We start from the raw sequence: 10,078 nt of genomic DNA on the forward strand, positions 1-10,078 counted from the left end.
CCTTTGTTGCCACTTGAGATTGTTTTAATGCAAGCATCAAAACAAAACATCATAAAAGTAAAAAACAATTTTAAGGATCAAACTATGAAAAAAACATTAATAGCACTCACTCTTATTGCTAGTTTTTGTACTGAAGCATTTGCCTCAGCAGCTACTCATACGCCATCAAAAGAAGGACACAAAGAAACAGCTATAGGCTTAGGTACTGGCGCTATTATTGGCGGTGTAGTAGGTGGACCTATTGGTGCTTTTGTTGGTGCATTTGCGGGTGGTTTAATAGGAGAGTCTAAAGTAGCCGACAATAAAATTGCAGAGCAAGAACGCGCAATTACGGTCATGAAAGAAAAAACCAATGATTACCAACACGTACTTAATCATAACAACATGCTAGAGCAACAGGTAGAAGTACTTGCCAATCAAAATGAGCAATTAACTCAAGTTCAAATTAATAACTTATTAGCAATGACAGTGCAGTTTAAAACAGGCTCAAGTGTTATTGCTTCGCATTTTGCGCTTCAGCTAGATCAACTTGTCGCCCTTTTGAATAACCAACCACAGCTTGCGCTTGATTTAAGTGGCTTTGCCGATCAACGCGGCGACGAGCAAGCCAATCTTTTACTTTCTAAAGCGCGTGTAGATGCCGTGCAAAGCTACTTAATAAAACATGGTGTAAGCCATAAACGATTAAGCACGCAAGCATTTGGCGAGCAACAAACATTGGCAAGTAGCAACACAGTAGAAGATAACTTTTTTGATAGACGTGTGACCCTTACCACTCGCTCAATAAATCCAGTAAATGGGCAAACTGCAAGTAACTAATTTAAGCGTTCGATGGAGTGATTTTATGTTGATATTGAGTAGACCAACCAAAGTGCTTACCCTTAAATGGGTAAGCCTTTTTATACTAAGTATATCTGTGATGTTAGTGAGCTTTAAAAGCCATGCACAATCGCCTAAATTAGAACTTTTTGATAGTCAGGGCTTGCAAGTAAGCTCTGCAATAATTTTAAAAAGCGACGCTAATATGACCTTAACAGGTCTCATTAACCATGTTGTAGTAACGCAGACCTATCAAAACGAAAATCCGTTTGCAGTAAATGCTCGCTATGTATTTCCATTGCCCGATGAAAGCGCAGTACATGCGATGACGATGCGCATAGGGGATCGAGTAATTAAAGGCGAAATTGATAAAAAAGATGAGGCAGAAAAAAAATACACTGAGGCTAAAAAAGCAGGTAAGCAAGCGGCTTTAGTTCGCCAACAACGTGCGAATATGTTTATTACTAACGTGGCTAATATTGGCCCCGGTGAGCAAGTAATTATTGAACTTGAGTACCAAGAAATAATTGATTACAGCAGCGGTACATTTGCTATTCGGTTCCCAACTACAATTACTCCTCGTTACCATGTAATAAATGGTGAAGTTGAGCAAAATAACACAAATAAAACATCGAATAATCCTGTGCCAAATGGCTGGTTAAGCCCTGTATATAGCACCCAAGAAAGTAATAAAAATGATGATAATGTACCAAGCAGCCAATTTAGTTTAAGCATTGATATAGATGTAGGCTTGGAGTTGGTAGATATAAACTCTAAGTTTCATAATGTTGATGTGCAAAATCCCGCATTTGGGCAATATAAAATAGCCTTAAATGAAGCAAATGCAGTTAATCGCGATTTTCTACTTGAGTTTAAACCACTGCAAAAAGATCAAGCTCAGGCCGCTTTTTTTACTGAGCAGTTTGAGAACGGGGATCGTTACGGGCTTGCTATGTTAATGCCACCAGGGGATCAATTTGTACAAACGCAGCGCTTACCTCGCGAAATGGTTTTTGTAGTTGATACATCAGGCTCAATGCATGGGCAATCTATAGAGCAAGCTAAAAAAGCATTATTTTATGCGCTGTCACTACTTGATAGCGACGACAGCTTTAACATTATTGGTTTTGATAGTGTAGTTAACCCAATGAGTGATAAGCCGCTTATTGCTAGCGACTTTAATTTACGCCGAGCAGAGCGATTTATTTATAGCTTAAGGGCTGATGGTGGCACCGAAATACAAAGCGCATTAGATACCGTACTTGATGCAAGCCAGTTTGATGGTTTTGTGCGCCAAGTTGTATTTTTAACCGACGGTAGTGTCAGTAACGAAGATACACTGTTTAAAAATATACAAAGTAAGCTAGGTGATAGTCGCCTATTTACAGTGGGTATTGGCAGTGCACCTAATAGTTTTTTTATGCGCCGAGCCGCCGATGTTGGCAAGGGCACGTTCACATTTATAGGCAGCATAAGCGAAGTGCAACCTAAAATGCAGCAGTTGTTTGATAAGCTAGCTCACCCTGCCATTACTAATTTAGCGTTAAATGATGAAAACGGTAATGCATTAGATTTTTGGCCATCACCATTACCAGACTTATATTTTGGTGAACCCATTATGGTGGCAATAAAGCTCAATAACGTAAAAAATGTGGTACTTACTGGGCAAACTTCACAAGGGCCTTTTAGTATTAAAATAAGTACACAAAATAGCTCCGATGCAAAAGGAATAGCCAAGCTGTGGGCTCGTGAAAAAATAAAGTCGCTGCTTTTATATAACGAGCAAAACACAGTTAAAGATGAAGTACAAAAACTTGCGCTAGCTCATCAATTACTCAGTCCGTTTACTGCTTTTATAGCAATTGAGGAAACACAAACAAAAGAAGTGGCAAAGCAAAGCGTACAAGCAACTAACGCATTACCACAAGGTATGGCAATGCGTTTACCACAAACCGATGGGCAAAGTAGACTACATATTTTACTAGGCTGTATTTTATTATTAGGTTTTAGCGTTCTTAAATTTAAGCAAAGAGCTAAATAAAAAGAGGCTTAAAATGAAAAAGTGGCTAAGTGCGGGTTTACTAATATTAGGGTTAGGATTATTTGGACACGGCGCTTATATGCAAGCTAAAGCGTGGCTTGCTCAAGTATTAATTGAGCAAGCATGGCAAGAGGCACTTAACGACCCTAATGCACAAGTAAAACCATGGTTTTATGCCGATACCTACGTTACAGCGCAGCTTAATTGGCCAAGCCATAATAAAACATTGAGTGTGCTTGCTGGAGCGAGTGGTCGTAACTTAGCGTTTGCACCTAGCCAGTTTTTACCCGCAGGAGCGTTGGGTGGCAAAGAGTTTGGTAATAAAAAAGGCGCGCTAATAGCAGGGCATAACGACACCCACTTTGCATTTTTACAAAACGCTAAAGTGGGTGAGCAGTTTACTTTACAATTGCAAAGTGGCGTGGTGCAAAATTATAAAGTAACGGGGGTTGAGGTTATCCATCAATCTCAACACGACTTTTTACAAACACCAGGGCTTTATTTGCTTACCTGTTACCCTTTTGATTCGCTTGCCTCTGGAACTGACTTGAGGTTACTTGTATCTGCGCAATTATCTTCGCCAGATTCATTAAGTGGGATATCGATTACGAGCTCTTGATGACGCTGACTTACCATTACACCAATAAACACCACAAATATGCTCAACCATTGCCAAACGTTGAGCACTTCGCCCAAAATAATAGCGGACAAAATAAGCGTAAAAATAGGAATTAAATTAGAATATGCAGCTGCGGTTAATACCGACACCTTACTAATGGCGTAGTTATACATGCCATAACCACCTAGAGTTACACACGATCCTAAGTACAAAATGCTCATAAGTGCGGTTAAGTCATGCTGGTTTTCGCTTGGTAGGTCGATAAAAAATAAAAACGGTGCAAAAAACAAGCTGCCACTAATGCCTTGCAATGCAATGAGTGTGATAGGGGAATACCGATTAGCTAAATGCTTAATACTTACAGTATAAAATGCAGCGCACACCATGGCCATGAGTTCTAAAAAATTACCCAATAACGGATTAGGTGCTTGGTCAGAGCTTGGTGAAAGAAGAGTAAGTAAAATACTGCCGCCAATACATAAAGTAAACCCTATAACAATTGCTTTGCTTATGTATTCTTTAAGTAATACAAAGGCAAGCAGAGCAATAATAATAGGTAAGCACGACACAATAACACCCGCTTGCGAAGCCGAAGTATATTCCATTGCATGGCCTTCAAATAAAAAGTACAAGCAAGGCTCAGCCAGCGACATACCTAACAAATACTTCCAGTCACCTTTTAAATACTCAAACCGAATAACATAACGCCATAAGCAAAGCGATAAAGCCAACGTAGTAAGCATGCGTAAAAATATCACCAATGCAGGGTCGTAAATGGCAATGGCGTACTTAAGTGCAATAAAAGAGCTACCCCATAAAAAGGTGGCAATAATTAAACATAAACTGGCTGGCATAGAGAGTAATTTACATAATTTAATAAAATCAGATCCTAGCATGAATATTTTTAACTTGTTCAAAAATACCGAGCTGGTATAAATTAATTTATCTTTAATAAATGATTAGTAAAAAACCCATGCAAAGGGAACAAGTAATAGTTGTAAAGCTTGGTACAAGTGTACTCACTGGCGGCACCGAAAAGTTAGATAAAGCACACATGGTTGAATTAGTACGCCAATGTTGCGAGCTTAAAAAACAAGGGCATCAGGTTATTTTGGTGTCTAGTGGTGCTGTTGCTGCTGGGCGCGAACAACTATTAAAGCCCTGCGGCAGAAGCTTAATTGATAAACAAATGCTTGCTGCCGTTGGGCAAGGTCAACTTATTCATATTTGGCAAAGCTTATTTGCTTTATACGGTGTAAACGTAGGGCAAATGCTGCTTACTCGCGCCGATGTAGACGACAGAGAACGCTACCTAAATGCCCGCGATACACTCACTGCATTATTAAATTACGACGTTGTGCCAATCATTAACGAAAATGACGCAGTAGCCACGAGTGAAATAAAAGTGGGTGACAACGATAATTTATCGGCGCTTGTTGCTATTTTGGCTAATGCAAACAAATTACTGTTACTTACCGATCAAGAAGGGTTATTTACCAGTGATCCTCGCACTAATGCTGATGCAACACTTATTGGCGAAGTTACACATATAAACGATGAATTACGCCAACTTGCTGGTGGCAGTGGTACAAATTTAGGCACCGGCGGTATGGCAACTAAGTTGCAGGCAGCCGATATTGCAAGGCGTGCAGGCGTTGAAGTTATTATTGCTAAAGGTGCGGGTACAAACGTTATTTTAAAATGTATGAGTAACGAGTTACCAGGCACGCGTTTTTTAAAGCTCACCGCTCCTAAAGATGGCCGAAAAAAATGGTTGCTCGCAGGACCTAAAAGTACAGGGCAAATAGTGATTGACGCAGGCGCCATAGTTGCACTGCAAAATAAAGGTGCAAGCTTACTCGCTAAAGGCGTTACTAATGCATTTGGTCGTTTTGAACGAGGCGACTTAATTGATTTAATAGATACTAAAAATCAAATAATTGCACGAGGCTTAACGCGTTTTAGCAGTGTTGAAGTAAATAAAATAAAAGGGGCGCATTCAAATCAAATAGGGGAGTTACTTGACTATGATAGCGGTGCGGAAGTGCTTCACAGAGATGACCTCGTACTACTTTAAAACCTTATCCGAAAGGCTTAGCTAATAAGTATTATCTCATTGTTTAGTAAAGTCATAAATCTTGTCTAAACTAATTACAGTCAAATTAGTTTAGGCGATGAAATGGAAGCAAATAAATGTGGTCATAAATGGATTGTTTCACTCACACAGCAAGAAGAAGAGGGGGATTTAGATTGCGCACTAATCCAAGCGGTTAGTGATTTACTCAAAGTTAATAATTTCGCTATTTATATTAATAAGCATTTTTCTGCACCTATACCACCTACACTGATTAACCCCAAAAATGGGTTAAAAGATGTGAACTCAATCCAAATTCAACATTTATTAAATAAAGCCACCCCAAATAAAGTAATCGTTAGCCATGCCTACGCACACACGACTAGTTATATACCTGTTTATCATTTAGATGATGTTACTGGCGTTTTAATTATAGAAACCGAGCACGCGTTAAAAGAGCAAACTTGTATGATGGCTTTACATATTTTAAATATTTATGCCAATCAATTGTGGTTATTACATAAATCGCGCTTAGACCCTCTAACAGAGTTATTAAACCGTCAAACGTTTGATAAAAAAGTTATGGAGATAGTGTCGGGCGATGGTTTTTTAGTACCAAGAGAAGGAGCTTGTAAAAATCGAGGATGGTTTTTGGCTATAGTCGATATCGATTTATTTAAGAATGTGAACGACAATTTTGGGCACGTAGTTGGCGATAAAGTTATAGCCAAAATAGCTAAATTATTAAAAAGTAACTTTAGAGTTGAAGACTATGTATTTAGGTATGGGGGAGAAGAATTTGCCATATTATTTCAGGCATCAACTCAGGCTGATGCTTACAATGCATTAGACCGGCTTAGAGCTAACGTTGCTAAGTATCCTTTTGCACAGGTTGAGCAATTAACAATAAGCATTGGGTTTTTAGAGTTACAAAATATCGACACTGTATCGAGTCTTGTTAATCAGGCTGATTTAGCGCTTTATCACTCTAAAAAAACAGGACGAAATAAGGTAACCGCATGCAGCGAATTAACACTTTATGAAGATGAGCTAACAACTCAATAGTATTGAGCTTTTTTGATTGTAAATTTGTGCTAAAATCTGGCTCCTTAAATTGTTGTAAGTAGAGCATAGAACATGAAATTAGTTCGTTGGTTTTTAGGTTGTATAATTTTATTCTTTAATTTTGTATTTACTCCTCGCAGTAAAAAGCGTGCAAGCGATGTGCAAGCGCAGCTTGATCAGCAAACCTCACAATTTAAACTATATCAATTTAAAGCATGCCCGTTTTGTGTAAAAGTACGCCGCGCCATTAAGCGCGAAGGCTTAAACATAGAAACACGCGATGCAAAAAGTAATGAGCAATATCGTCAAGAGCTACTAGAGCAAGGCGGCAGAGTTAAAGTACCTTGCCTACGCATAGAGCAAAATGGCCAAGTAGAATGGCTGTACGAATCAAACGATATAATTGCTTACTTAAACAAAGTAGCTGCATAAACCACTTTTACTATCTCACTTATTTAAAGAGAATATACCATGACAATTCGTACCCGTGTTGCCCCGTCACCAACTGGTGACCCGCATCTTGGCACCGCTTATATCGCATTATTTAATTACTGTTTTGCTAAACAACAAGGCGGTGAATTTGTACTTCGTATTGAAGATACTGACCAAGTGCGCAGCACGCCAGAATCAGAACAAGCTATTATGGATAGCCTACGTTGGTTAGGTCTTGAGTGGGATCATGGTCCTGATATCGGTGGCGAATTTGGTCCTTACCGTCAATCTGAGCGCAGCGATTTATACAAAAAATACGCACATCAATTAGTTGACGATGGCAAAGCGTTTTACTGCTTTGCAACAAGCGAAGAGCTTGACCAAATGCGTGAAGAGCAAATGGCTGAAGGCTTGCGTCCTAAATACGATGGTCGTGGTTTAAACCACACTGATGACGAAATTAAAGCAAACTTAGCTGCAGGCAAACCTTACGTTATACGTATGAAAATCCCAAGCGAAGGCTCATTTAAGTTTAACGACTACCTGCGCGACGAAATTGTAATCCCGTGGGAAAACGTAGACATGCAAGTGTTATTAAAAGCTGATGGTTTTCCAACGTACTTTTTAGCAAATGTAGTTGATGACCATCACATGGAAATCAGCCATATTTTCCGTGGTGAAGAGTGGATTAACTCAGCACCTAAGTTATTAAAACTGTATGAAGATTTTGGTTGGGAAGCACCGGTACTAGGTCACTTACCATTACTACGTAACCCAGATAAATCAAAGCTGTCTAAGCGTAAAAACCCAACGTCTATTAACTATTATAAAGAAATGGGTTACCTGCCAGAAGCCGTACTTAACTACTTAGGTCGCATGGGTTGGTCAATGCCAGATGAGCGTGAAAAATTCACACTGAATGAAATGATTGAAAACTTCGACATGAAGCGTGTATCGCTTGGTGGACCCGTGTTCGACGTAGATAAGCTAAGCTGGTTAAACGGTACATGGATCCGCGAAAACCTAACTGACGAGCAGCTAATACAGCGCTTTGTTGATTGGAAATTTAACGGCGAAATGCTCGCTAAAATATTACCAGAAGCTAAAACACGTATTAATACGTTATCAGACATGGTTGAGTTAGCAGGGCATTTTGTTGGTGGTATTCCAACTTACGACCCAGCGCTTTTAACTGCGGGCAAAGCAGACGAAAACGTGATTCGCCAAGCACTACAATTTTTTGTATGGCAGCTTGAAGGCTTACGTAGCTTTGAAAAACCAGCTATTTTTGCAATAGCAAAAGAAGTAGCAACATTCCACGAGCTTAAAATTAAAGACTTTTTAGAGCCGATATTTGTCGCAATTACAGGCAAAACATCAAGTACCTCAGTGCTTGATGCAATGGAGATTTTAGGCTCTGACCTATCACGTGCTCGTTTACGTGTTGCACTTGCTCATTTAGGTATTTCTAAAAAGCAGGCTAAAAATATAGAACGCGCGTACCGCGAATACCCAAGTGCATAATTACTAAAATGCGCTTAAAAAAGCCGAGCTTACTAAGCTCGGCTTTTTTGTATCTGATTGCTTATAAGAGCTAGTCTGATTGGCTATATGTCATGGTGTTTTAGTCTCGCTTAAAAACGAAGTAAGACCCAGCCCAATGATACAATAAGGCACATCAACAGTATGGAGCCGGTATGATTGCAACCGTTAAAAACAAAGCCATTTTTAGTAGTAACGTATTTTCGATAAACCTTGTTACTTACCCAACAAATCACAGTGTAATGAACCATATTGATCCCGTGCAGCAAGGGCGTTATTACAAACTTAATTTTGTAGTAGAAAAACCTAAGGCGGGTGGAGTATTTAAATGCTCAAAATGCATTATTAACTTATTTAATCGCGTGTATTTTTTTAGACCCGATAAGCACGAGCACAGTGTATCTAAAATCGAGTCTGGAAAGCGCGTATTACTTAGCTTTGCGCTTAATATATAATTTGCACTTTTACTTATTGATAGTCGTAAGCTTGTCCGGTGCATAAAACAGATAAGTCGCAATACGATACAGACGTTTCGCTACAAGAGTTAATAGTAAATGCATTGCCGCCTCTGCGCATGGCATCTGCTTTGAGTAAATCGATAGCACTTGATTTAGAGCGATTATAGCTTACATTATTGTTGCCTCTACCGTCGCCATCACAGCTTTCACCTTCTATTCGCCCTAAGAGTGTCGCACCACTTTCGTGCGCTTCTTGGTCACTATAAAACTGCTGCAAATCTCTTTTTAACGTAGGTACCAATTTCTTGAGATAGCACATCGTTATCTATATCGGTATGAAATGTAATGCCTGAACAACCCGTTATTGTGGCGAGTACTGTTATTGCCATTATAAAACGCAGCATATTTATTAGTCCTTTAATTTATTATTTAAAATATAAATTACTATATAAATCAAGTGGGGACAATATTTGCTACTGCGTAAATTGTTAGCATTTGTAAATGTATTTAGGGTTTACTTAACATAGGGTAAGTAAACAAAAAGAAGTGACAAACATTAACTAGCCAATGGCATAAAATAGCCCATTCCAAGCGCTGCGTTTTATAAAAAATATAGCCGTATCCTAAGCCTGCTATAAACGAGACAAGCACATAGCTAATGCCTCCAGCAAAATGCGCCAAAGCAAACACTGCAGCTGTTATTATCGGGGCAAGTAGTGCTAAGCGCTTAGGTGTGATTATTTGGCTAAGCTTAGTCTGTAATAACCCTCTAAATAAAGCCTCCTCAGCTACACAGGTAAATAAAAGATTGATAGCAATAAATGCTAACCAAAAGTCAGGAACTTTAGGGTTAAAGCTCACAAGCCCAAGTGTTAAAGCAGCTATAAGCGCAGCAAAAACGGTAGTAATAATTATTAAAACAGGTTGTTTAAAGTCTAGGGCGTGTTGATCTTTGCGGTATAAAAAACAAACAGCATGAGGATAAGGTATAATTGAATTCGCTAAAAAACGTTACACCGAACCCTCAT

General features: G+C 39.1%; 10 protein-coding genes and 1 pseudogene. 8 read left to right on the forward strand and 3 right to left on the reverse strand.

Annotated features, from left to right (window positions below):
• The first annotated feature begins 84 nt into the window (after window positions 1–84).
• The 3 genes from pdsO to GQR56_RS13315 are packed head-to-tail and all read left to right on the forward strand — an operon-like array spanning window position 85 to window position 3,479.
• Window positions 85–819, forward strand: a complete 735-nt coding sequence (gene pdsO / locus GQR56_RS13305) for a sortase-associated OmpA-like protein PdsO (protein ID WP_166112277.1) — start codon at window positions 85–87, stop codon at window positions 817–819.
• Between the two features lie 31 nt (window positions 820–850).
• Window positions 851–2,860: a marine proteobacterial sortase target protein gene (locus GQR56_RS13310; protein WP_166112299.1), complete on the forward strand. Its 2,010-nt coding sequence runs from the start codon at window positions 851–853 to the stop codon at window positions 2,858–2,860.
• 13 nt (window positions 2,861–2,873) lie between these two features.
• Window positions 2,874–3,479: a class GN sortase gene (locus GQR56_RS13315; RefSeq protein WP_166112280.1), complete on the forward strand. Its 606-nt coding sequence runs from the start codon at window positions 2,874–2,876 to the stop codon at window positions 3,477–3,479.
• On the opposite strand, the gene GQR56_RS13320 is transcribed toward GQR56_RS13315, so the two are convergent.
• Window positions 3,374–4,333, reverse strand: coding sequence for a DMT family transporter (locus GQR56_RS13320; RefSeq protein ID WP_166112301.1), 960 nt, complete (start codon window positions 4,331–4,333; stop codon window positions 3,374–3,376). The genes GQR56_RS13315 and GQR56_RS13320 overlap by 106 nt on opposite strands.
• A 119-nt stretch (window positions 4,334–4,452) precedes the next feature.
• On the opposite strand from GQR56_RS13320, the gene proB reads away from it, so the two are divergent.
• The 5 genes from proB to GQR56_RS13345 all read left to right on the forward strand — a co-directional run bounded on the left by proB (window position 4,453) and on the right by GQR56_RS13345 (window position 9,047).
• A complete protein-coding gene (gene proB, locus GQR56_RS13325; RefSeq protein WP_166112284.1) occupies window positions 4,453–5,556 on the forward strand; it encodes a glutamate 5-kinase in 1,104 nt (367 codons plus the stop codon).
• 102 nt (window positions 5,557–5,658) lie between these two features.
• Window positions 5,659–6,618 carry a GGDEF domain-containing protein gene (locus GQR56_RS13330; RefSeq protein WP_166112287.1) on the forward strand — a complete coding sequence of 320 codons (960 nt, stop codon included), beginning with the start codon at window positions 5,659–5,661 and terminating at the stop codon, window positions 6,616–6,618.
• Between the two features lie 72 nt (window positions 6,619–6,690).
• Window positions 6,691–7,050: a glutaredoxin domain-containing protein gene (locus GQR56_RS13335; protein WP_024611689.1), complete on the forward strand. Its 360-nt coding sequence runs from the start codon at window positions 6,691–6,693 to the stop codon at window positions 7,048–7,050.
• A gap of 39 nt (window positions 7,051–7,089) precedes the next feature.
• Window positions 7,090–8,574: a glutamate--tRNA ligase gene (gltX, locus tag GQR56_RS13340; protein WP_166112290.1), complete on the forward strand. Its 1,485-nt coding sequence runs from the start codon at window positions 7,090–7,092 to the stop codon at window positions 8,572–8,574.
• Between the two features lie 173 nt (window positions 8,575–8,747).
• Window positions 8,748–9,047, forward strand: a complete 300-nt coding sequence (locus GQR56_RS13345; RefSeq protein WP_166112293.1) for a 2OG-Fe(II) oxygenase — start codon at window positions 8,748–8,750, stop codon at window positions 9,045–9,047.
• Window positions 9,048–9,060: 13 nt separating this feature from the next.
• Here the strand turns inward: GQR56_RS13345 and GQR56_RS13350 are convergent.
• Window positions 9,061–9,454 (reverse strand): annotated as a pseudogene (locus GQR56_RS13350) (hypothetical protein).
• A 103-nt stretch (window positions 9,455–9,557) separates the two neighbouring features.
• On the reverse strand, window positions 9,558–9,911 hold the full coding sequence (locus GQR56_RS21515) for a CPBP family intramembrane glutamic endopeptidase (RefSeq protein WP_253948887.1): 354 nt from the start codon (window positions 9,909–9,911) through the stop codon (window positions 9,558–9,560).
• Window positions 9,912–10,078 lie beyond the last annotated feature (167 nt).

The organism is Pseudoalteromonas sp. Z9A5, from assembly GCF_011378875.1.
In the GTDB taxonomy this organism is placed as follows: Bacteria; Pseudomonadota; Gammaproteobacteria; order Enterobacterales; family Alteromonadaceae; genus Pseudoalteromonas.

Coding starts and splice junctions, on each gene's coding strand:
- GQR56_RS13320 (WP_166112301.1), bottom strand. CDS start 4,333: ATGCCAGCCAGTTTATGTTTAATTATTGCCACCTTTTTATGGGGTAGC.
- gltX (WP_166112290.1), top strand. CDS start 7,090: ATGACAATTCGTACCCGTGTTGCCCCGTCACCAACTGGTGACCCGCAT.
- GQR56_RS13330 (WP_166112287.1), top strand. CDS start 5,659: ATGGAAGCAAATAAATGTGGTCATAAATGGATTGTTTCACTCACACAG.
- proB (WP_166112284.1), top strand. CDS start 4,453: ATGCAAAGGGAACAAGTAATAGTTGTAAAGCTTGGTACAAGTGTACTC.
- GQR56_RS13315 (WP_166112280.1), top strand. CDS start 2,874: ATGAAAAAGTGGCTAAGTGCGGGTTTACTAATATTAGGGTTAGGATTA.
- pdsO (WP_166112277.1), top strand. CDS start 85: ATGAAAAAAACATTAATAGCACTCACTCTTATTGCTAGTTTTTGTACT.
- GQR56_RS13345 (WP_166112293.1), top strand. CDS start 8,748: ATGATTGCAACCGTTAAAAACAAAGCCATTTTTAGTAGTAACGTATTT.
- GQR56_RS13335 (WP_024611689.1), top strand. CDS start 6,691: ATGAAATTAGTTCGTTGGTTTTTAGGTTGTATAATTTTATTCTTTAAT.